The sequence below is a fragment of the Micromonospora sp. NPDC047557 genome (assembly GCF_043205095.1).
In the GTDB taxonomy this organism is placed as follows: Bacteria; Actinomycetota; Actinomycetes; order Mycobacteriales; family Micromonosporaceae; genus Micromonospora.
Map to the genome: position 1 here is coordinate 1 of NZ_JBIDDK010000008.1, position 21,315 is coordinate 21,315.

At 71.8% G+C, this 21,315-nt stretch carries 15 protein-coding genes and 1 tRNA gene; 11 read left to right on the plus strand and 5 right to left on the minus strand.

The window, feature by feature from the left end; translation table 11 throughout:
• Positions 1-685: 685 nt before the first annotated feature.
• Together ACGGAQ_RS19425 and ACGGAQ_RS19430 are read right to left on the minus strand one after the other, a co-directional pair.
• Complete coding sequence (locus tag ACGGAQ_RS19425; protein ID WP_393051139.1) at positions 686-2,149, minus strand: MFS transporter; 1,464 nt, start codon at positions 2,147-2,149, stop codon at positions 686-688.
• Between the two features lie 42 nt (positions 2,150-2,191).
• Positions 2,192-2,428 carry a hypothetical protein gene (locus ACGGAQ_RS19430; protein ID WP_393051142.1) on the minus strand — a complete coding sequence of 79 codons (237 nt, stop codon included), beginning with the start codon at positions 2,426-2,428 and terminating at the stop codon, positions 2,192-2,194.
• A 146-nt stretch (positions 2,429-2,574) separates the two neighbouring features.
• Between ACGGAQ_RS19430 and ACGGAQ_RS19435 the strand changes: the two genes are divergently transcribed.
• Positions 2,575-3,729, plus strand: a complete 1,155-nt coding sequence (locus ACGGAQ_RS19435) for a geranylgeranyl reductase family protein (RefSeq protein ID WP_393051145.1) — start codon at positions 2,575-2,577, stop codon at positions 3,727-3,729.
• Positions 3,730-4,055: 326 nt separating this feature from the next.
• On the plus strand, positions 4,056-4,229 hold the full coding sequence (locus ACGGAQ_RS19440; RefSeq protein ID WP_234591432.1) for a hypothetical protein: 174 nt from the start codon (positions 4,056-4,058) through the stop codon (positions 4,227-4,229).
• A gap of 97 nt (positions 4,230-4,326) precedes the next feature.
• Here the strand turns inward: ACGGAQ_RS19440 and ACGGAQ_RS19445 are convergent, their stop codons facing one another.
• The 3 genes from ACGGAQ_RS19445 to ACGGAQ_RS19455 form a co-directional block, all read right to left on the minus strand.
• Complete coding sequence (locus ACGGAQ_RS19445; RefSeq protein ID WP_393051148.1) at positions 4,327-6,120, minus strand: bifunctional metallophosphatase/5'-nucleotidase; 1,794 nt, start codon at positions 6,118-6,120, stop codon at positions 4,327-4,329.
• Positions 6,121-6,374: 254 nt separating this feature from the next.
• Positions 6,375-7,034 carry a nucleotidyl transferase AbiEii/AbiGii toxin family protein gene (locus ACGGAQ_RS19450; protein ID WP_393051151.1) on the minus strand — a complete coding sequence of 220 codons (660 nt, stop codon included), beginning with the start codon at positions 7,032-7,034 and terminating at the stop codon, positions 6,375-6,377.
• The gene (locus ACGGAQ_RS19455; protein ID WP_393051154.1) at positions 7,031-7,372 is read right to left on the minus strand and encodes a hypothetical protein; all 342 of its coding nucleotides are present in this window, start codon (positions 7,370-7,372) and stop codon (positions 7,031-7,033) included. The genes ACGGAQ_RS19450 and ACGGAQ_RS19455 overlap by 4 nt, the downstream gene beginning before the upstream one ends.
• Before the next feature lie 179 nt (positions 7,373-7,551).
• Here ACGGAQ_RS19455 and ACGGAQ_RS19460 point away from each other — a divergent pair, with 179 nt between their 5' ends.
• The 9 genes from ACGGAQ_RS19460 to selB all read left to right on the plus strand — a co-directional run bounded on the left by ACGGAQ_RS19460 (position 7,552) and on the right by selB (position 21,259).
• Entirely contained in the window at positions 7,552-10,917 is a 3,366-nt protein-coding gene (locus tag ACGGAQ_RS19460; RefSeq protein ID WP_393051157.1) for an NACHT domain-containing protein, read from the plus strand.
• 94 nt (positions 10,918-11,011) lie between these two features.
• Positions 11,012-11,977 (plus strand): RNA polymerase subunit sigma-70, encoded by a 966-nt coding sequence (locus tag ACGGAQ_RS19465; protein ID WP_393051609.1) that lies wholly within the window; start codon positions 11,012-11,014, stop codon positions 11,975-11,977.
• Positions 11,974-12,402, plus strand: a complete 429-nt coding sequence (locus ACGGAQ_RS19470) for a DUF6069 family protein (RefSeq protein WP_393051160.1) — start codon at positions 11,974-11,976, stop codon at positions 12,400-12,402. The genes ACGGAQ_RS19465 and ACGGAQ_RS19470 overlap by 4 nt, the downstream gene beginning before the upstream one ends.
• 50 nt (positions 12,403-12,452) lie before the next feature.
• A complete protein-coding gene (gene fdh, locus ACGGAQ_RS19475) occupies positions 12,453-15,764 on the plus strand; it encodes a formate dehydrogenase (RefSeq protein ID WP_393051163.1) in 3,312 nt (1,103 codons plus the stop codon).
• Entirely contained in the window at positions 15,754-16,929 is a 1,176-nt protein-coding gene (locus ACGGAQ_RS19480; RefSeq protein WP_393051165.1) for a 4Fe-4S dicluster domain-containing protein, read from the plus strand. Before fdh ends, ACGGAQ_RS19480 begins: the two co-directional genes overlap by 11 nt.
• On the plus strand, positions 16,926-18,047 hold the full coding sequence (gene nrfD, locus ACGGAQ_RS19485; RefSeq protein WP_393051167.1) for an NrfD/PsrC family molybdoenzyme membrane anchor subunit: 1,122 nt from the start codon (positions 16,926-16,928) through the stop codon (positions 18,045-18,047). Before ACGGAQ_RS19480 ends, nrfD begins: the two co-directional genes overlap by 4 nt.
• Positions 18,048-18,081: 34 nt before the next feature.
• Positions 18,082-18,177: transfer RNA gene (locus ACGGAQ_RS19490), tRNA-Sec, on the plus strand.
• 20 nt (positions 18,178-18,197) lie between these two features.
• Positions 18,198-19,502 carry an L-seryl-tRNA(Sec) selenium transferase gene (gene selA / locus ACGGAQ_RS19495; RefSeq protein ID WP_393051169.1) on the plus strand — a complete coding sequence of 435 codons (1,305 nt, stop codon included), beginning with the start codon at positions 18,198-18,200 and terminating at the stop codon, positions 19,500-19,502.
• 2 nt (positions 19,503-19,504) lie between these two features.
• The gene (selB, locus tag ACGGAQ_RS19500) at positions 19,505-21,259 is read left to right on the plus strand and encodes a selenocysteine-specific translation elongation factor (protein WP_393051170.1); all 1,755 of its coding nucleotides are present in this window, start codon (positions 19,505-19,507) and stop codon (positions 21,257-21,259) included.
• The last annotated feature ends 56 nt before the right edge of the window (positions 21,260-21,315 follow it).

Consider the following 21,315-nt stretch of genomic DNA (forward strand, 5'->3'; position numbering starts at 1 on the left):
CAGGACATGCCCCTGACCCAGGCCGCGCAGACCGTACAGGTCTCCGCCTACCCGGACGCCTACGCCCAGTGGGAGCAGCAGGCCACCGACCTCGTTGGCCAGCACTGGAACAGCTGACCCCCACCGCACGAACCGACCGATGGCCGGCACCCCGAACCCGGGGTGCCGGCCATCGGCATACCCAGCCCCCGCTCATTGACCTGGCCGCCACCCCGAGTTGGGTGCCGGCCATCGGCATACCCGGCCATCGCTCATTGACCTGGCCGCCACCCAGAGTTGGGTGCCGGCTATCGGTGTACCCGGCCATCGCTCACTGACCTGGCCGCCACCCCGAGCCGGGTGCCGGCTAGCGGCATACCCAGCTCCGCCGAGTGACCGGCCGACCCGCACATCCACGGGCGTAGCTTGGCTGACCGGCATCGTCGGCCCGCGTGACGGTGAATCTTGGACAGCTTCCGTTCGGGCCCTAACGGAAACTGTCCAAGATCTCGGCATGACGGCCGACCGCCGACGGGCGGCGGGCGGCGGGCATTGGGCGGCCGGTCAGGTGTCGGCCGTTGGTATGCCCGGCCCGTGACTGACCGCCGATCGGCATGCCGACCTGGGCGACGCGTGAACCCAAGCGGCATGCGGTGCGTCGACCCGCGCGGTGCGTCGACCCGCGCGGCGCGTACTCCCGGGATTTTCAGTCGTGGTGGCTGCGGAGGATGTCGATCAGCGCGGCGACCAGCGCGAGCGCGATGATCCCCGTGGCGAGCAGTAGCGATTTCTCGAAGGCCGACGTCCAGTTGCCGCGACTGTCGGCGAGCGAGGAGAAGAACATCGACCCGACCGCGGCGATGCCGGCCGCCGCCCCGATCCGCTGGCCGGTCTGGAGCATGCCGGCCCCGCTGCCTGCCTGGGGAACCGGCACCTGGGCGAGGGTGAGTGTCTGGTTGGGGGCGATGACCAGTCCGCTGCCGATACCGGCGACGAGCAGCGGCGCGGCGGTGACCCAGGGCGCCGGGGCGTCGGGCGCGAGGCGCAGTGCGAGCACCGTGGCGGCCAGGCCGACCACCACGCCGAGCAGTCCGATGGCGACCAGGGGACGGCCGAAGCGGTTGACGATGCGTCCCCCCAGCGCGGACGCGGCGGCGGACCCGAGCGCGAACGGGGTGATGGCGAGACCGGCGACGAGCGCGCTGTAGCCGAGGCCGTTCTGCAGGAACAGGGTGAAGATGAAGAAGATCGCGGTGAACCCACCGAAGTAGACCAGCGCGATGAGCGATCCGAGTGTGTACGACTGGAAGGTGAACAGGCGCAGGTCGAACAGGGGCTCGCGGTGCCGCGCGTACCACCGTTCCCACAGCCCGAAGGCGACCAGCACCGCCAGGCCGGCTGGGATGAGCGCCCACTTCCACGGCGTACGCCACTGCTGCTCCTGTACGAGTGGCAGCAGGATCAGCACCACGCCGACGCCGAGCAGTAGCACGCCGATCGGGTCGAGTCGGCGTCGGCCGGGCTGGCCGGCGGGTCGACCGGGCAGCAGCCGCCACCCGAGGATCACCGCGACGATGCCGACCGGCACGTTGACGAAGAAGACCCACCGCCAGCCGTGCTCCTCGCCGCCCAGGGCGATGAGCAGCCCGCCGAGCAACGGCCCGACGGCGGTGGAGATGCCGATGGTCGCGCCGAGCAGACCGAACGGGCGGGCTCGTTCCGGCCCTCGGAACAGCTGTTGGATCAACCCGATCACCTGCGGGTTGATGATGCCGGCGGCGGCGCCCTGGAGCAGCCGGGCGGCGACCAGCCAGGTGGGGGAGGTGGCCAGGCCGGCGAGCGCGCTGGTCAGGGTGAACAGCGCGATGCCGAAGACGAACGCGTTGCGCCGCCCGCGGAAGTCACCGAAGCGGCCGGCCGGTACGAGCACCAGCCCGAAGGTCAGCGCGTACCCGGAGAGGACCCACTGCAGGTCGCTCGGGGAGGCGTGCAACGCGCGGTCGATGGACGGCACCGCGACGTTGACGATGCTCACGTCGAGCAGCGTCATGAACGCGGCGACCAGCCCGACCCCGACGGCCTGCCAGCGTCGGCGGTTCTCGGCCGCGTCGACCGGCTGCGGCTCGTGCGCCGCACTCATGGTGCCCCCCGTTGACGGTCGATCATGCATCCCTGACCGCTACCCCGGCAGGCGGGGGCCAACCGTCGGGGGTCACGCCATCTGGCGGGCGCAGAATCGGGGGCCGAAGTCGAGGCCGGCCATCGGCGAGTCCTCGCGGTGCAGCAGGCCCTTCTGCGTGAGTTCGTGCAGTGGGGTGTGCACCTGCTCCTCGGTCAGACCGGATCCTTCGGCGATCAGGTCCGGATAGGGGACCTGGCCACGAGCTTCGAGGGCGGTGACCGCCTGGTACACGCGCTGCTCGACCTCGGACAGCTGAACCCGCTGCATGATCTCCTCCTTTGCTCGTCCGCTCCCGCGCGGACGGTCGCGCCACGTCGGTTACCCCCTGCCTGACCGAAGATGCCCACCCGATCGGGCGTATGGCAGCTCGCCGTGCCCGGGCCGCGCAGCGGAGGGTGCCCTAGGCTGCAACCGTGATCGTCTGGGATCTCGTCGTCGTCGGCGCCGGCCCCGCCGGGCTCTCCGCGGCACACGCCGCGGCCCGCGCCGGCGTTCGTACGCTGGTTGTCGAGCGGGCCGCGCACCCGCGGTACAAGACCTGTGGCGGTGGCCTGATCGGCACGTCGCTGGCGGCCGTGCGCGGTCGCATCGAGGTGCCCGCGCACGACCGGGTGGACCGGGTGACGTTCACCCGCGACGGCCGGCGGGAGTTCACCCGCCGCAACGGCAGTCCGGTGGTGACCATGGTGCGCCGCGAGGAGTTCGACGACCGGCTGCGCGCGGCGGCGGTCGCCGCCGGCGCGCAGATGCGGGAGCAGGTCGCGGTCCGCGCGATCGAGCAGGACCCCGAGGGCGTACGCCTGCGGCTGGCCGACGGTACGACGATCACGGCCCGCACGGTGATCGGCGCGGACGGTTCCTCGGGGGTGACCGCCCGACACGTGGGCGTGCGCTACCGGCAGGTGGACCTGGGGCTGGAGTTGGAGGTGCCGGTGCCGCCCGCCGAGCAGGAGCGTTGGCGCGGGCGACTGCTGCTGGACTGGGGGGCGATGCCGGGCTCGTACGCCTGGGTGTTTCCGAAGGGCGACCGGTTGACCGTCGGTGTGATCGCGGGCCGGGGCGCGGGGGAGGGGACGCGCGCGTACCTGCGGGAGTTCGTCGACCGGTTGGGCCTGACCGGGCTGCCGGCGGAGCACGACTCGGGTCACCTGACCCGTTGCCGTGCGGAGGACTCCCCATTGCGCAACGGCCGTGTGTTGGTGGTGGGGGATGCCGCCGGGCTGCTGGAGCCGTGGAGCCGCGAGGGCATCAGCTTCGCGCTGCGCTCCGGGGAGATGGCCGGCGCGGCGGTCGCCGACGGTGATCTGGCCGGGTACGAGCGGGCGGTCACCGAGCGCCTGACGCCGGAGATGCGGGCGGGATTCCGGCTGCTCGACCTGTTCACCCGCCGCCCGGAGGTCTTCCACGCGCTGTTGGCGACCCCGCCGGGTTGGCGGATGTTCGTCCGCTTCTGTCAGGGTCGGGCAAGTTTCGACAACATGCTGCGACGCAGACCGGTCCGGGCGGCGCTCGCGGTGCTGGACCGGCTGCCCGCCCCGCGCCGGCCGGCCGCCAACATCTACTCCTGAGCAACAGCCCGGCGGTCCGCAGGCCCGCCAGGCCCGCCTCGCCTGCGCCCGTGTGCCCGCCTGGCCTGCGCTCGCCTGCGTCCGTCTGCTCGCCTGGTCCGCGGGCTGACGGCCGACGGCACCGGTCTGGCCGGCGACCGGGTCGTGGCCCAGGCCCCGCGCCCCCGCCCTGTCGAGGGCGCGTTGCTCGGGCCACACACCCAGGATCCTAGGATGCCTTACGCGATGTGTCGGCCCGCACCCGACGGTCGAGGGGACTGTCAGCCGAGAGGCCGGTGCTGCGGGCCGCCCGCCGTCAGACAATGGCAGGGCAGAAGGGGGTGCCGATGGCCGAGCAACCGTTCACCGAGGACGAGTACGCGTTCCTGCGCCACATCCGGTTCGGGGAGTTGCCGCCCGCTGTTCGCCCGGACGAGCGCGTCGCGCTGACCGAGACCGATCCCGGGCGGGACCGGCCGGAGAAGGCCGAGGACCCGATCCGCTGGAACGTGCAGGGCTGAGGCGGGAACGTGCAGGGCTGAGATTGGAACGTGCGGGGCGCAGAGACGAGCAGGCGGGCCGGGGCGTCGCCACCCACGGCCCGCCTACGTGCTGCGATCAGAAGACCGGCACGCCCTCGCGTACCAGTCGCCAGTTGGGCTGGAAGAAGTCGTCCGGGTTGATCGTCCCCTTGGCCTGCGCCCAGTCGATGAGCAGCTGGCGGATCTCCTGCTGCGCGTTGTAGACCTGGGTCTTCACGATGCCGGGGAAGTTACCTCCGCCGCTGCGCCGGTAGTTGTTCACCGCCATCACGAACTGCGCGTCGTCCGCCACCGGGGTGTCGGTGCCGGGAAGCACCAGCCGGGTGATCCGCTGGCCGACCGGCTTGGAGATGTCGATGTCGTAGTCCAGGCCGGAGATCACGTCGTAGTTGTAGTCCGGAACCGCGGGCGAGTCGCTGATCTGCTCGGTGTCCACGGGAGCGCCCGGGGCGAGGGTCCGGAAGTACTTCGCCGAGTACTCCAGGTACGCGCGCACCTCCGCGCCGCTGAGCACGACCGCCTCGAGGGTGTTGTCGTACACGTACAACCCGGCCACGTCACGGATCTTGACGTCGCCGGCGGGGAAGACCGCGGTACGGCTGAACGGCGAGGCCTGCGACAGCACCGGCAGGTTGGCGTACTGCGTGCCGGCCAGCGCCTTCGTGACGGTCTCGGCCTGGACGTGGTTGATGAAGTCCAGGATGGGGGTGTCCTTGTACCGGGACTCCACGGCGGACATTTCCACGCTGGCCTGGGCCACCACCTGGTTGACGTACGCGATGGTCTTCTGGTGTTGGGCCCGCACGGCGGCGAGCACCTTCGGGTCCTCGACCACCGTGTTGGTGTTGAGCATGGTGGCGGCCTTCTTGGTGATCGTCCAGCGGCCATGCTCACGGGCGAGGGTGAAGTCCATCCGGGTGAGCCGCTGGCCCCACTTCGACGGCTCGGAGAGCAGCACCTGCGCGCCGGTCCGCTCGTTGGTGACGAACCGCTCGACGACCTCGTTGTGGGCGTGCCCGAAGAGGATCGCGTCGATCCCCGGCACCTGCTGCGCGATGAGCGCCACCGGGTTCTCGTTGGGCAGCTCCGGGCCGTAGCTGGAGGTGCCGCTGTCGCCGCCGTGCGCGGAGATCAGCACGAGGTCCGCGCCGCGGGCCCGCATGATCGGCACCCACTTCGCGGCGGTCGCCACCATGTCGTCGAAGCGCAGCTTGCCCTCGACGTTGCCCTTGTCCCAGATGGCCACGCCGGGGTTGGTCAGGCCGAGGATGCCGACCCGCAGGGTCGGCGCCGCGAAGCCGAGGGAGACCTTCTTGATGACGTACGGCAGGAAGGCGGGCTTGCCGGTCTTCGCGTTGATCGCGTTCGCGGCGAGCGCCGGGAAGCCGAGCTGGCGGATCCACAGGTCCAGCAGCGGCAGGCCGTAGTTGAACTCGTGGTTGCCCAGCGTCACGGCGTCGTAGTCGATGACGTTCATGGCCCGGGCCATCGGGTGCTTCTCGCCGGTGGCGGTGATCGGCTCCTGCTTGGCGTAGTACGTGGCGAGGGGGGTGCCCTGAATGGTGTCGCCGGCGTCGAGGACCAGCGTGGCCTTGCCGCGCCGCTCGGCGCGGATCTGGTTGATCAGGGTCGCCAGCTTCGCGACACCGATGTCGTTGTGCTTGCTGTCGTCGTACTCGGCGTCGCGGTAGTAGTCCCAGTTGTAGACGTTGCCGTGGGTGTCCGACGTGCCCAGCAGCGTGAGGTCCCAGGTGCGCGACCGGGCCGGGCCCGCTGCCTGCGCGGGGGCGGCGGCGATCAGCGGGGCGGTCGCCGCCGCGGCGGCGACGGCGAGCACCTGGCGACGCGACGGACCGGATCCAGAGGTCATGACGTGCCTTTCCATGGGGGTGGACGCGCCTCGTGAGCGCCTCGCGCACCATAACCAGCGCCTGTCACGTGCGCCACGCCAGCCCCGATTTTCGCAGGCCGTCGCAGGTAGGGCGCTCTGGACGAGGTCGCGGGGGAGCGGCCCGCGGTGCGAGGAGGAAGAAGGGGCGGCAGTTCGGCACCGACACCCCGCAGGGTCGGCCCGGCCAGCGGCGGAGCTGGCACCCCGGCGGGACGGGTTCGCGGGCGGTGGCGTCAGCGGGGCCAGGTGGCGAAGCGGTGGCGCACCCTGGCGACGTCGTCGGCGTCCAGGCCGTAGCGGCCGAAGCGCTTGTCGGACAGCCGGTCCAGGTAACGCCCGGCGGCCCGCACGTCGGCCGGGTCCAGTGCGGGGTCGACCTGCCGGGCGAGCATCAAGAGCTGCGTCACGTCGTAGTGTTCCAGGGCCGCCGCCACGTCGATGAAGTCTCGGACCTCCCGCCGGTTGACCAACGCCGCGATCTTGTTGGCGACCAGGTCGCGCACGTCCATCACCGGGCCGAGGTCCATCACCACCGGGCTCTGCTGCCGGTCCAGCCGGGCCAGGCTGAGCCGGATCTCCCGCCCGTCGCGGCTCACCACGAAGTCCTTCATGTCCTGGCCGTACCCGTCGAACAGATCGGCGAGCTCGCTGTCCGGGTCGGCGTCGGTGACGGTGAACCCGGCCCGCTCCAGCGCCACGCGCACCCCGGCGGTGGCCGCCGCGGCGGCGCCCTCGACGTCGGCGAAGAGGTCGACGTCCTCGGTTGGCCGGGCTACCAGGCCGTGCGCGGCCCAGGCCACCCCGCCACCCAGCACGAACCGGTACGGCCCGGCGGCGGTCAGCGCCACCCGGGCCACTTCCCGGTAGAACTCGTGCAGGTGTGGTGCGATCACGCCGCGCGCAGGCCGCGGTGCCGGCTCTCCCAGGCGAGGCGGACGCCCCGGGGCAGGTTGAGCAACCGCCACACCCGGCGCAGTGTCCGCCCGTTGATCAGGCTGCGCAGGTCGTCGGCGCTGGCGGTCTCGCGCAGCACGTTCTCGTACATCCAGAGCAGCTGGTCGGGGTCGCCGAGGTCGAAGGTGCGCTCGGCGTTCCACATCAACCGCACCGGCAGCTCGACCAGGCCGCGGGTGGGGCCGGTGAGCTCGGTGAGGGTGCGCGCCACCACGGCCGGACGACCCGGGCGGGCCAGGAAGGCCACGCCGGTCGCGGTGGGCGAGACGGCCTGCATGCTGTCAGGGTAACGCCCGCCGGTCCCGGTGTCGCTCAAGCGACCTTCCTCGGACTGCGCGCACGTCCCGACGTGGTTAACGGAAGCTGCCAGATAACCGACAGCTCGCCCGGTTCTTCGGGGCTAGGGTGGCCGCTTCCCGGTGTCATCTGAAGGGACTCGCGGTGAGCGGTTCGTCAATGTCGTTCGAAACCGCCCGCCGTATTCTCGGCAAGCACGACCCGGGGTGGAGTGCGAAGCTCGGCACCCTGCTGGGATTGGCGGCTCTCGGCAGCGGCGGCGCCGGCGCCCTGCTGCCGGCGATCAGCGTCGCGTGGGGATGGATCGACCAGAAGAACGAGCTGGTCCAGCAGATCACGATGGCCGTCGAGCGTTTCCGTGACCGTACCCTCGGTGCGAAGGGTCGGGAACGGCATGAGTTGATCGCGGCCGCGCACACCGCACTGATCGCGGGCGCCTTCTTCACTGCCCTCAACAAGGTGGTGGGCGAGGGCTACGCACGCCTTCGTCTCACCGAGGGCGAGAAACAGAAGATGGTTCGCGGGAAAAGCAACGTCACCCACGACACCATCGTTTCGTACCTGCTGGGTGTGGAACTGCCGCTGCCGTGGGCGGGCTGTGGGTTCGAGGCCAACCTGAGGGCCTCGGTGATTCCGTTCTACGAGTCGATGACGGAGCGGTGTCTGGGTTTCTTTCGGGGCCTCGCCGCCTGGGAGAAGATCGAGCCCGACGGGCACAACCCGTTCGGGCCGTCGCCGATGGAGATGCGCATCGTCACCAGTGCGATCGGAATCTACCGCGACGACTACCGTCGGCTGGCCGCCGACGTGCCGGAATTCGGCATGTGGGCGTTGCTGGACCAGATCGGGTTCGTGGCGGCGACGCAGGAGGACGCGCACCGGACGTCCGTGCAGTTCCAGCAGCGGTCGCTCGCGCTCATGGAGCAGCTCCTCAACGACCTGCCGTACCTGCCGAACAGGCAGCACGGACACGACCGGACGATCATGGCGCAGCGTAACCGCCATCTGCTGTCGGAGCCGATCGCCCAGGTCACCGAGATGGATCAGATGTCGGGCCTGCGGATGCCGACCACCGAATCGGGTTACGTGAATCCGCACTTCCAGTGGGCCGTCACCGACGGTCAGTCCCGCACCTGGGAGGAGGAGTGGTGGAAGCAGCAGCGGAACGGACACCGGCTGGATCATTTTCTCGCCGCGTACTTCGCCTCGGCTCGCAGCGCGGAGCGTCCGCTGGTGATCCTCGGTCATCCGGGCGCCGGAAAGTCCCTGCTCACCAAGATCACGGCGGCGCGGCTGCCGGCCGAGCATTTCACTGCCGTCCGTGTGCCGCTGCGCGAGGTGAAGAATCCGGCGGGCAAGATCTACCAGCAGATTCAGGAATTCCTGGACGACGACACCCACCTCGGTGTGCGGTGGCGTCAGCTGTCCGACGCCAGTCAGGACGTCACCAGAGTGGTCCTCCTGGACGGTCTGGACGAACTGATGCAGGCCACCGGCGCGACCGAGTCCGGTTTCCTGCACGAGGTGCGCGAGTTCCAGGAGAAGGAGGCATCGATCGGTTCGCCGGTCGCCGTCGTGGTGACCTCCCGTACCGTGGTCGCCAACATCGCGAACATCCCGGCCGGCTCGCTGGTGATCAAGTTGCGCGATTTCGACCGGGAGCAGGTCGGCGAGTGGGTCGACATGTGGAACGAGGTCAATCGGGAGCCGATCGCCAACGCGACGGTCAAGCCGCTCGCCGCCGACACCGTGTGGTCGATGGGCGAGCTGGCCCGTCAGCCGCTGCTCCTGCTCATGCTGGCGATCTTCGGGGCGACTGACGACCCGCCGGTGGACGGCGCCGGTCAGGTCACGCAGGGGCAGCTCTACCAGTGGCTGCTCAACGGCTACGTGAGTCGTGAGGTCACCAAGGCGCCCCGGCCGGCGGGTCGACAGCTGGAGGGCGACGAGGCCGCCGTCCAGGCGGACCGCGAGCTGTGGCAACTGGGAATCGCGGCGTTCGCCATGTTCAACCGGGGGCAGCAGTCGGTGAGTGGCCAGGACCTGGACGCCGACCTGGCGCCGATGCTGCTGTCGTCGGCCGCGTACACCGGGAACCGGAAGCGTTTGTCCCGCCCGCTGGACCCGGCGATCCGTACGATCGCCCGGTTCTTCTTCATCCACGCGGCAGACGTCGACAGCAGTCTGGTCACCGGCAGCAGCTACGAGTTCCTGCACGCGACGTTCGGTGAGTACCTGATCGCCTACCACGTGTTGCATCAACTGGACGGCCTCGCGAACGCGCGGCGATACCTGCCGGTCGGTCAGGAGTGGACCGATGACCAGTTCTTCGCGCTGCTGTCGCACCAGCAGTTGTCGGTCGGCGGCGCGGTCATGCCCTTCGTGCGGGAGCTGTTCGAGACCAGGTCGAGTGGGCAGCGGGCGGTGATCGTGGCCGAGTTGAAGGCGCTCATCCGTTCCAGCCAGGAGCGCGAGACGTTCGGCCGGTTCCGGGACTACAACCCGTCCGGGCGCAACCTGCTCGGCCGGGTCGCCGCCTACCTCGGTAATCTGCTCACGCTTCTGGTCGAGCTCGGCGATGCGTCCATCGCCCTGCGCGATCTCGTGCCCGACGGTCGTGACCCGCTGTCCTGGTGGCAGTCGACGATCAGGTTCCTGCACGCCGGTCTCGACGACAACGGCTGGGCGATGCTCCTGTCCGCCATCGACTTCTCCGCCGGTGACGAGCCGGTGGTGTCCAAGCGGCGCGTGCCGATCGACCGGTTGCTGCGGCACGCCCATGAAGCCCGCCTCGCCGGAGATTCCCGGCGGGAGCTGCAACTCCTGCTCGGCGCGACCGCCCTGCACGGTCGCCGGGTCGCGCAGTGGGACGACGAGCAGGGCGACGTGTGCATGAAGGTGGTGTCGTCCCTGGTGCACCGCGACGAACGCCCCGGCGACCACGAGACCATCATGGACGCCTCGGCCCTGCCGTCGGCGCAGGAGATCGTGAGCCTGCTCATCGAGTATCTCGTCCACCACGCGGGTCGCCTCGAATACGAGGACGTACGGAAGCTGACCCAGCTGGTGCTCTGGTCGGACGGCACCGAGGCGGCGGTGCGGCTCGCCCCGGTGCTGGCGCAGCACCCGAACCTGTTCATCGAGTTTCCCCGGCTGTTCACGATCTACGAACGTGACCTCGTCGACGCCCGTGAGGTGGCCGAGGTGTTCGCCGCGATGCGCGTCGGCCTGGTCGTCTGGCAGGGCAGCGAGGCGCAGGCGTTCAAGGACGTGATCGGTCAACTCGTCAACAAGCAGCGGGGTCGGCTGCGCGAGGTCTCCATCCAGCAGATCAAGGACCTGTCGAAGTTGGCCCCCGAGGTCGCGCGTCCCGCCATCCCGCCGTTGGTCGCCATCCTGGCTGACGATTACCAGCGTCGGGGCGCGGTCGAGGTGCGCACGTCGCCGCTGTCTGACGGGCGGCACCGCAACGACCAGCCGCGGCCGCCCCGCGCCGGGTCGGAGGAGGATCGTCCGGCCCGGTGATGAGTTGTCGCGCCCGCACCCGTCATACCTGCGACGGGACATGACGAGACGGGAGCATGACGTGACGAGTGCGCACACGGACGAGCAGGTGGGCATGGGTGATCTGGGTGAGGTCGACGAGTCGGCCTTCGCAGGGCTGGCGGGTCGGCACCGGCGGGAGCTGCACGTGCACTGCTATCGGATGCTGGGGTCGTTCGAGGATGCCGAGGACGCCGTGCAGGACACGTTGCTGCGCGCGTGGCGGCGGCGGGAGACCTTCGCGGGGCGTTCGTCGTTCCGGGCCTGGCTGTACCGGATCGCCACGAACGCCTGCCTGGACCTGCTCGCCAGGCGCCGCCCGGAGCCGGCGACCGGCGGCGAGGTGCGGTGGTTGCAGCCGTACCCGGACCGGCTGCTCGACGAGCTGCCGGCCGGCGACGCGGACGAGCCGGAGACCGTCGCGGTCGCGCGGGAGACGATCGAGCTGGCGTACCTGGTGGCGGTCCAGCACCTCGCGCCGCGCCCCCGGGCCGTGTTGATCCTGCGGGACGTGCTGGGCTGGCCGGCTAAGGACGTCGCGGAGCTGCTTGGGGACTCCGTCAACTCGGTGAACAGCGCGCTGCAACGGGCCCGCGCCGGCATGCGCGAGCACCTGCCCGCCGAGCGACAGGACTGGACCGGCGGTGCGGAGGACGCCGGGACGCGTGAGCTGGTACGCCGCTTCACCGACGCGAGCGTGGCCAAGGACATCAAGGCCCTCGCCACCATGCTGCGCGACGACGTCCGCTGCTCGATGCCGCCCACCGCCGGCGTCCACGTCGGCCGCGACGCGGTGCTGAACGACTGGGTCCAGGATGGCTTCGCCGACCTGGGACGCCTGCGGGGCGTCCCGACCGCCGTGAACCGGCAGCCCGCCGTCGCCTTCTACCTGTGGCGGGAGTCCGAGAACGCGTACCTGCCGCTGACCATCGACGTTCTGCGCGTCGCCGGCGGGGCGGTCGCCGAGATCGTCACCTTCCACGACGACCAGTTCCCGCGGCTCGGGCTGCCGCAGCGCCTCCCCGAGGACGGTGCCAGGTGAGCGCCGCGGCCCCGGCGTCGGGCCGGACCAGCCGTACCCACCGACTGCGCGGGCTCGTCGGTGTCGGGCTCCTCGCCACGCTGGTCGCGGTGCTGGCCACCACCGTCGCCGCCGCGCTCGCCCGGGCCGCCGGCGTCGACTTCGCGGTCCCCGCTGGTGGCGAGACGATCCCGGTACCCGGGTTCGCCGTGGTGACCGGCGTCTTCTCGGTCGTGGGCATCGTCATCGCCGCCGCTCTGCTGCGCTGGAGCGCGCGTCCCGCCGCGCGCTGGGTGTGGACGGCGGTGTCGCTGACCGCGATCTCGTTGATCGCGCCCCTGCTCTGCGGGGGCACCGCCGCCACCATCACCGCCCTTGTCGGACTGCACCTCGTTCCCGCGGCCGTGATGATCCCCGCGCTGAGTTGGAGCCTGCGCACCGAGTGAGGTTGCCGCGGCGCCACCCTCTCGATTAGCGAACAGTCCTCATCTGACTTATGTTCGTGAGGTCGCTCGCGTGGGAGGGGGTGTCGGCGGTGGGTCTGCGGACGTTCATCGAGGGCTGGCCGGTGTATCGGCAGCTCACCGGCACGGACCCGTTGGGCCGGGGCGCGGCGGCCAAGTCCGCGCGCTCGGCTGGCCTGACCGCTCGTACCGACACCGCCGACTCGGTCGCCCGGTCGGTCTGTCCGTACTGCGCCGTGGGTTGTGGCCAGCGGGTGTTCGTCAAGGACGGGCAGGTCACACAGATCGAGGGTGATCCGGACAGCCCGATCTCGCGGGGCCGGCTCTGCCCGAAGGGCTCGGCGAGCAAGAGCCTCGTGACCAGTCCGTTGCGGCAGACGACGGTGCGCTACCGGCGGCCGTACTCGACGCAGTGGGAAGACCTGGACCTCGACACCGCGCTCGACATGATCGCCGACCGGATCCTCGCCGCCCGCGAGCAGACCTGGGAGGACGTCGACGAGCAGGGCCGGCCGCTCAACCGGACGTTGGGGATCTCCAGTCTGGGCGGGGCGACGCTGGACAACGAGGAGAACTACCTCATCAAGAAGTTGTTCACCGCGATGGGGGCGCTCCAGATCGAGAACCAGGCCCGTATTTGACACTCCGCCACCGTCCCCGGTCTGGGGGCCAGCTTCGGTCGTGGCGGTGCGACGGATTTCCAGCAGGACATCGCCAACGCTGACGTCATCGTCATCCAGGGCTCGAACATGGCCGAGGCGCACCCGGTGGGTTTCCAGTGGGTGATGGAGGCCAAGCGCCGTGGCGCGAAGGTCTTCCACGTCGACCCACGGTTCACCCGGACCAGCGCGGTGGCCGACACGTACCTGCCGATCCGGGCGGGCACGGACATCGCCCTGCTCGGCGGCGTGGTGCGCTACATCCTCGACAACGAGCTGGACTTCCGGGAGTACGTGCTCGCCTACACCAACGCGGCGACGATCGTCAGCGAGCAGTTCAGCGACACCGAGGACGGCGACGGCTTCTTCTCCGGCTTCGACCCGGAGACCGGCAGTTACGTGCAGGACAGCTGGCAGTACGAGGGTCACGAGGGCTCCTCCGGCAGCGGGCACACCGCCCAGGAGCGCGACAACGCCGCGGGGTTGGCGCACGAGTCGCACGGGGCGCCGGTCGGCGGGCAGACGCAGCGGGACGAGACGTTGCAGCATCCGCGCTGCGTCTACCAGATCCTCAAGCGGCACTTCTCCCGCTACACGCCCGAGATGGTGGAGCGGGTCTGCGGCATCCCGCAGGAGAAGTTCCTCGAACTGGCCCAGGCGTGGACGGCCAACTCCGGCCGCGACCGCACCGGGATGCTCATCTACTCGGTGGGATGGACGCAGCACAGCGTCGGCGTGCAGTACATCCGTACCGGGGCGATCATCCAGCTGCTGCTGGGCAACATGGGCCGCCCGGGTGGCGGGGTGATGGCCCTGCGCGGTCACGCCAGCATCCAGGGTTCGACGGACATCCCGACGCTGTTCAACCTGCTGCCCGGCTACCTGCCGATGCCGCACCACGCCGACCACCCGACCTTCGGCGAGTGGGTGGACAGCATCCGGCACCCCGGCCAGAAGGGCTTCTGGGGCAACGCCGAGTCGTTCGCCGCCAGCCTGCTCAAGGCGTACTGGGGTGACGCGGCGACGCCGGAGAACGACTACTGCTACGGCTACCTGCCTCGGATGACCGGTGACCACGGCACCTACCAGCAGGTGCTCAACATGATCGACGGGAAGATCAAGGGGTACTTCCTGCTCGGGCAGAACCCGGCAGTGGGCTCGGCGCACGGCCGGGCGCAGCGCCTCGGCATGGCCAACCTCGACTGGCTTGTCGTGCGGGACCTGTTCATGATCGAAAGTGCGACCTTCTGGCAGAACGGCCCCGAGGTGGCCACCGGCGAGATCGTGCCCGAGGAATGTCGCACCGAGGTGTTCTTCCTGCCGGCCGCCTCGCACGTGGAGAAGGAGGGCACGTTCACCCAGACGCAGCGGTTGTTGCAGTGGCGGGAGAAGGCCGTTGAGCCGCCGGGCGACGCCCGCTCCGAGCTGTGGTTCTTCTACCACCTCGGGCGCAAGCTGCGGGAGAAGCTGGCCGACTCCAAGCTGCCGCGTGACCGGGCGTTGCTCGATCTCACCTGGGACTACCCGACGCACGGTCCGCACGCGGAGCCGAGCGCCGAGTCGGTGCTGCGGGAGATCAACGGGTACGACGTGACGACCGGCCGTCCGTTGTCCAGTTTCACCGAGGCCCGGGCGGACGGCTCCACCGCGATCGGCTGCTGGATCTACACCGGCGTGTACGCCGACGGCGTCAACCAGGCCGCCCGCCGCAAGTCCCGACACGAGCAGGACTGGGTGGCCGCCGAGTGGGGCTGGGCGTGGCCGTCCAACCGCCGCATCCTCTACAACCGCGCCTCGGCCGACCCGGACGGCAACCCGTGGAGTGAGCGCAAACGCTACGTGTGGTGGGACGCGGAGAAGGCCGAGTGGACCGGCTACGACGTACCGGACTTCGAGAAGACCAAACCCCCGTCGTACCGGCCGCCGGCCGGCGCGTCCGGGCCGGAGGGGATCGCCGGCGACGATCCGTTCGTCATGCAGGGCGACGGCAAGGGTTGGCTCTACGCGCCCAGCGGCGTGCTGGACGGGCCGCTGCCGACGCACTACGAGCCGGTCGAGTCGCCGGTGCGCAACCCGCTCTACCGCCAACAGGCCAACCCGACCCGCAAGTCGTACGCGCACCCGGTGAACTCGGTCAACCCGAGCCCGCCCGAGGAACACAGCCAGGTCTTCCCGTACGTGTTCACGGTCAGCCGGCTCACCGAGCACCACACCGCCGGTGGGATGAGCCGCACGGTGCGCCCGCTGGCCGAATTGCAGCCGGAGATGTTCGTCGAGGTGTCGCCCGAGTTGGCCGCCGAGGCCGGGTTGGCGCATCTGGGGTGGGCGCACCTGGTCAGCGGGCGCGCGGTGATCGAGGCGAAGGTGCTGGTGACCGACCGACTCACTCCGCTGCGGGTGGACGGTCGGATCATCCACCAGGTCTGGCTGCCGTACCACTTCGGTTACGAGGGTCTGGTCACCGGCGACTCGGCCAACGACCTGTTCGGCATCACCCTCGACCCCAACGTCCTCATCCAGGAGAGCAAGATCGGTACCTGTGACGTCCGGTCGGGCCGCCGGCCCACCGGGACGGCGTTGCTCGACCTGGTCGCCGACTACCAGCGGCGGGCCGGGATCACACCGGGCGGACATGCGCCGGCCGTCACCACCGACCAGGACGTGGAGGGGCGCGATGGCTCCTGACCCGAACAGCCTCTACGGGCCGCTCGATCCGGCGCCGGACGCCGGTTATGTGGACGCGCCGCCGCGGATGGGGTTCTTCACCGACACGAGCGTGTGTATCGGGTGCAAGGCGTGCGAGGTGGCCTGCAAGGAGTGGAACGGCGTTCCGGGAAGTGGCCTGGATCTGCTGGGCATGTCGTACGACAACACGGGGGCGTTGACCGCGAACTCCTGGCGGCACGTCGCGTTCATCGAGCAGCCACGCCCGGCGGGGCACGGCGGCGCGGCGTTCGCGGGTACGCCGACCGGCGCGACGGTCGGCGCGGCGTCGGCGGCGGTCGCCGCCGGCACCACCGGCCCGACCGGCACCGACCCGGGCCTGCCGCCCGGGTCACCATCGGCCGCCGCCCGCATGGCCACCGGCACTCCCGCCACCGCGGGGTCGACGCCTAGCGGCCGGATCGACGTGCTCGGCGACCCGGCCGCCGCGCACAGCCCGCACCCCACCGTCACGCGCGACGGCCCCACCGGGACCAACGGCGGCGCGGGCCCGCAGTTCCTGGGTATGCCGGGTGGGCAGCCGCCGGGGCGGGGCACTGGTGTGGAGCGGCGGTCGGATTTTCGGTGGTTGATGATGTCGGATGTGTGTAAGCACTGCACGCATGCGGCTTGTTTGGATGTGTGTCCGACGGGTTCGTTGTTCCGGACGGAGTTCGGGACGGTGGTGGTGCAGGAGGACATCTGTAATGGGTGTGGTTACTGCATTTCGGCGTGTCCGTATGGGGTGATCGATCAGCGTAAGGGTGATGGTCGGGCGTGGAAGTGCACGCTGTGTTATGACCGGTTGGGTGCGGGGATGACGCCGGCGTGTGCGCAGGCGTGTCCGACGGAGTCGATTCAGTACGGGCCCCTGGACGAGTTGCGGGAGCGGGCGGCGGCGCGGGTGCAGACGTTGCACGACCGCGGGGTGCCCGAGGCGCGGTTGTACGGGGAGGATCCGAACGACGGTGTGGGTGGTGACGGGGCGTTCTTCTTGCTGCTGGATGAGCCGGAGGTGTATGGGTTGCCGCCGGATCCGGTGGTGACGACGCGGGATCTGCCGGCGATGTGGAAACGCGCCGGCCTCGCCGCGCTGGCCATGACGGCGGCGGCCGTCGCCGCGTTCGTCGTCGGAGGATCCTCGTGAGCACAGAGCGCCCCCGGGTGGGCGATCGGTTCCGCCGGTTCACCAACGCCCGCGACGAGACGGCCGCCCGGCAGCCCGGCGGTGACTCCGTCGCACGGCAGCCCGCCGGCGACCCGACCCGGCGGGCGGGCCGGCGGCGCGGTCGGGGCGGCGGCGAGGAGCTGCGGGTTCCGGAGGCCGAGTTCACGTCGTACTACGGGCGGCCCATCCTGAAGGCGCCGGTCTGGAAGTGGGACATCGCCGCGTACCTGTTCACCGGTGGGCTGGCCGCCGGCTCGTCGCTGCTCGCCGCGGGAGGGCAGCTCACCGGCCGGCCGGTGCTGCGCCGCGCCGGTCGGGTCACCGCGCTGGGCGCCGTCAGCGCCAGCGCCGTCTTCCTGATCCGGGACCTGGGCCGGCCGGAGCGGTTCCACCACATGCTGCGGGTGGCCAAACCGACCTCGCCGATGTCGGTGGGCACCTGGATCCTCACCGCGTTCGGGCCGGCCGCCGGGGTCGCCGCGATCGCCGAGGGCGCCGGCCTGCTGCCCCGCCGCGGGCTGCTCGGGTTCGCCGGCCGGGCACTGCCGCCGGTCGGGCACGCCGCCGGGCTCGTCGCCGCCGCCACCGCGCCGGCGCTGGCCACGTACACCGGGGTGCTGCTCGCCGACACGGCGGTGCCGTCGTGGCATGAGGCGTACCCCGAGTTGCCGGTCATCTTCGCGGGCAGCGCGCTGGCCAGCGGCGCCGGCGTGGGTCTGCTCGCCGCGCCACCGGCACAGGCGGGGCCGGCCCGCCGGATGGCGGTGGCCGGCGCGGCCCTGGAGCTGTACGGCGCGCACCGGGTGGAGACCCGCCTGGGGCTGCTCAGCGAGCCCTACCGGTCGGGGCGGCCCGGTCGGCTGCTGCGCGCCGGTCGGCTGCTGACCGTCGCCGGGGTGGCCGGGGCGCTGCTCGGCCGGCGCAGCCGCGCGGCGGGCGCGTTGTCCGGGGTCGCGTTGCTGGGCGCGTCGGTGGCCACCCGGTTCGGCATCTTCTACGGTGGCGTCGCGTCGGCGCGCGACCCGCGCTACACGGTGGTGCCGCAACGCGAGCGGGTGAATGCTCGACGGACCGGGGTGGATCCGGCGGCTGACTGAGCGGCCGCTTGGGCGTTGTGATCGAATGTCCGACGGAGGCGTTCAGGCGGCTGGTGCCCCTCCCGGTCTTCAAAACCGGTGTGGTCCGGGACCCGGGCCAGGCGGGTTCGATTCCCGTCCGTCTCCGCCAACTGCGGCAGGAGTGACGTGATGCGCGACGGCAGCGTGGACCCGCGACGCCGGGTGCCCCGCACTGACACGCTGCTCGCCGATCCGCGGCTGGCCGAGGCCGTCGCGATCCTCGGCCGGGACCGGGTCAAGGCCGCCGTCGTCCAGGCGCAGGAGCGGGCCCGCCGCGGTGAGATCGAGCCCGACGAGGTCCCCGACGCCGTGGTCGCCGGGCTACCCGCCCCGGGTCCGCGGACGGTGCTCAACGCCACCGGCGTCGTGCTGCACACCAATCTGGGTCGGGCGCCGCTGTCACCCGCCGCCGTCGCCGCGGTCGTGGCGGCAGCCGGCCACACCGACGTCGAGCTGGACCTGCGCACGGGGCGACGCGCGCGCCGTGGCCGGGACGCGATCGACGCGCTGGCCGCCGCCGTGCCGGACGCCGCCGCCGTGCACGTGGTCAACAACGGCGCCGCCGCGCTGGTGCTGGCCGCCACCGCGCTGGCCGCCGGTCGGGAGATCGTCGTCAGCCGAGGCGAACTGGTCGAGATCGGCGACGGTTTCCGCCTGCCGGACCTGCTGGAGAGCACCGGCGCCCGCCTGCGCGAGGTGGGCACCACCAACCGCACCACGCTCGACGACTACGCGGCGGCCGTCGGACCGCAGACCGGTTTCGTGCTCAAGGTGCACCCGTCGAACTTCCAGATCACCGGCTTCACCTCGGCCACACCGGTACGCCAACTGGCCACGCTCGACGTGCCGGTGGTCGCCGACATCGGCTCCGGGCTGCTCGCGCCGGATCCGCTGCTGCCCGACGAGCCGGACGCGGCCGGCACCCTGCGCGCCGGCGCGGCCCTGGTCACCGCGAGCGGCGACAAGCTGCTCGGCGGCCCCCAGGCCGGACTGCTGCTCGGCGACGCCGCGCTTGTCGAACGGCTACGCCGCCACCCGCTGGCGCGGGCGCTGCGCGTGGACAAGCTGACCCTGGCCGCGCTGGCCGCCACCCTGCACCGCCCGGACACGCCGACGCGGACCGCGCTGCACGCCGACCCGGCCGCCCTGCGCCGCCGGGTGGAGCTGCTGCGTGACCGGCTCGGCGCGGACGGACGCAAGGCGGAGGTCGTCCCGGCGGTCGCCGTGGTCGGCGGCGGCGGCGCCCCCGGCGTCGAGCTGGACTCGTGGGCGCTGAGCCTGCCCGAGCGGTACGCCGTGCCGCTGCGCACCGGTGACCAGCCGGTGCTCGGCCGGGTGGTACGGGGCCGGCTCCTGCTCGACCTGCGTTGTGTGCCCGTCGACGCCGACGAGGCGGTCCTGGCGGCCGTGCTCCGCGTCCCCGGGGACGACTGATCATGTTCGTCGTCGCCACCGCCGGGCACGTCGACCACGGCAAGTCGACCCTGGTCCGGGCGTTGACCGGGATGGAACCCGACCGATGGGCCGAGGAACGCCGCCGGGGCATGACCATCGACCTGGGTTTCGCCTGGACGACGCTGCCGTCCGGCGCCACCATCGCCTTCGTCGACGTGCCCGGGCACGAGCGGTTCGTGCCGAACATGCTCGCGGGGGTCGGGCCGGTGCCGGCCGCGTTGCTCGTGGTCGCCGCCGACGAGGGGTGGATGCCGCAGTCCGCCGAGCACCTGGCCGCGCTCGACGCGCTCGGCGTCGGGTACGGCCTGCTGGTGGTGACCCGCGCGGACCTGGCCGACCCCGCGCCGGCGGCGGAGCGGGCCCGCGCCGAGATCGCGGCGAGCAGCCTCGGCGCGGTGGAGACGGTGGCGGTCAGTGGGCTGACCGGTGCCGGCCTGCCGGAGTTGCGGGCCGCGCTGGACCGGCTCACCGCCCGGCTGCCCGCCCCCACAGTGGACGCCCCGGTGCGCCTCTGGGTGGACCGCAGCTTCACCGTGCGAGGCAGCGGCACCGTCGTCACCGGCACGCTGGGCGCCGGCCGGTTGCGCGTCGGCGACGAGTTGGAGCTGGCCGGCGCCGACGAACCGGTTCGGATTCGGGGCCTGCACTCCCTCGGCGAGGCCCGTCCGGAGGCGGCGGCCGTGGCCCGGGTCGCGGTCAACCTGCGCGGAACGCCCCGGGACCGGCTCGGCCGCGGCGACGCGCTGCTCACCCCGGGCCGGTTCCACCACACCGACGTCATCGACGTACGGCTCACCGGCGACCCGGCCGCCGACCTGCCCGCCACCCTCACCCTGCACGTGGGGTCGGCGGCGGTGCCGGTGCGGGTCCGGCCGCTCGGCGCGGACACCGTCCGGCTGCGGCTGGCCCGCCCGTTGCCGCTGCTGGTCGGCGATCGGGCGCTGCTGCGTGATCCCGGCCGACACCACGTGGCCGGCGGCGTACGGGTCCTCGACGTGGCGCCGCCACCGCTGTCGCGCCGGGGCGCGGCTGCCGCCCGCGCGGCGGTCCTGGCCGACCTCGACGGTCGACCGGACCTGGCCGGTGAGCTGCGCCGCCGTCGGCTGGTCCGGGTCGGCGCGCTGCGGCGGATGGGTGTGCCGGCGCAGGCCACGCCGGTGGCGGGTGACTGGCTGGCCGACCCCGCGCACTGGCGGCGGCTCGGCGAGCAGCTCACCGAGGAGGTCGACCGGTACGCCCGGGAGCACCCGTTGGAGCCGGGCATGCCGGTGGACGCGCTGCGTCAACGCCTCGCCCTGCCCGACCGTGCGCTGGTCGAGGCGCTGATCCGCCCGCCGCTGCGGGTCCACGGTGGGCGGATCGGCACGGCCGCTGTCGACGCCCTGCCGGAACCGGTCGCCCGGGCCGTGCAGCGGGTCCGCGCCGAATACGCCGACCGGCCGTTTCGCGCCCCCGAGGCGGACCGTCTCGTCGACCTGGGCCTGGGCCCCCGGGAGATCGGTGCGGCGGTACGCGCCGGCGCGCTGCTGCGGCTGGCCGACACCGTGGTGCTGCTGCCCGACGCCCTCGACGCGGCGGTCACCGTGCTGGCGGGGCTGCCGCAGCCGTTCACCCTGTCGGCGGCCCGGCAGGCGTTGGACACCACCCGCCGGGTGGCGGTGCCGCTGCTGGAGTTGCTGGACCGTCGCGGCGCCACCCGCCGCCTCCCCGACGACGCCCGGGTCGTCGTCACCTGAGCGCGCCACCGCCATGATCCGGGGCGGACAGGATTGCGGCGGGCTGCCAGGGTGAA

Bases quoted from the DNA above. Each gene is read 5' to 3' on its own strand.
- ACGGAQ_RS19425 (WP_393051139.1), bottom strand. From the start codon at position 2,149: ATGCATGATCGACCGTCAACGGGGGGCACCATGAGTGCGGCGCACGAG.
- ACGGAQ_RS19430 (WP_393051142.1), bottom strand. From the start codon at position 2,428: ATGCAGCGGGTTCAGCTGTCCGAGGTCGAGCAGCGCGTGTACCAGGCG.
- ACGGAQ_RS19440 (WP_234591432.1), top strand. From the start codon at position 4,056: ATGGCCGAGCAACCGTTCACCGAGGACGAGTACGCGTTCCTGCGCCAC.
- ACGGAQ_RS19445 (WP_393051148.1), bottom strand. From the start codon at position 6,120: ATGACCTCTGGATCCGGTCCGTCGCGTCGCCAGGTGCTCGCCGTCGCC.
- ACGGAQ_RS19455 (WP_393051154.1), bottom strand. From the start codon at position 7,372: ATGCAGGCCGTCTCGCCCACCGCGACCGGCGTGGCCTTCCTGGCCCGC.
- ACGGAQ_RS19460 (WP_393051157.1), top strand. From the start codon at position 7,552: ATGTCGTTCGAAACCGCCCGCCGTATTCTCGGCAAGCACGACCCGGGG.
- ACGGAQ_RS19465 (WP_393051609.1), top strand. From the start codon at position 11,012: ATGGGTGATCTGGGTGAGGTCGACGAGTCGGCCTTCGCAGGGCTGGCG.
- ACGGAQ_RS19480 (WP_393051165.1), top strand. From the start codon at position 15,754: ATGGCTCCTGACCCGAACAGCCTCTACGGGCCGCTCGATCCGGCGCCG.
- selA (WP_393051169.1), top strand. From the start codon at position 18,198: ATGCGCGACGGCAGCGTGGACCCGCGACGCCGGGTGCCCCGCACTGAC.
- selB (WP_393051170.1), top strand. From the start codon at position 19,505: ATGTTCGTCGTCGCCACCGCCGGGCACGTCGACCACGGCAAGTCGACC.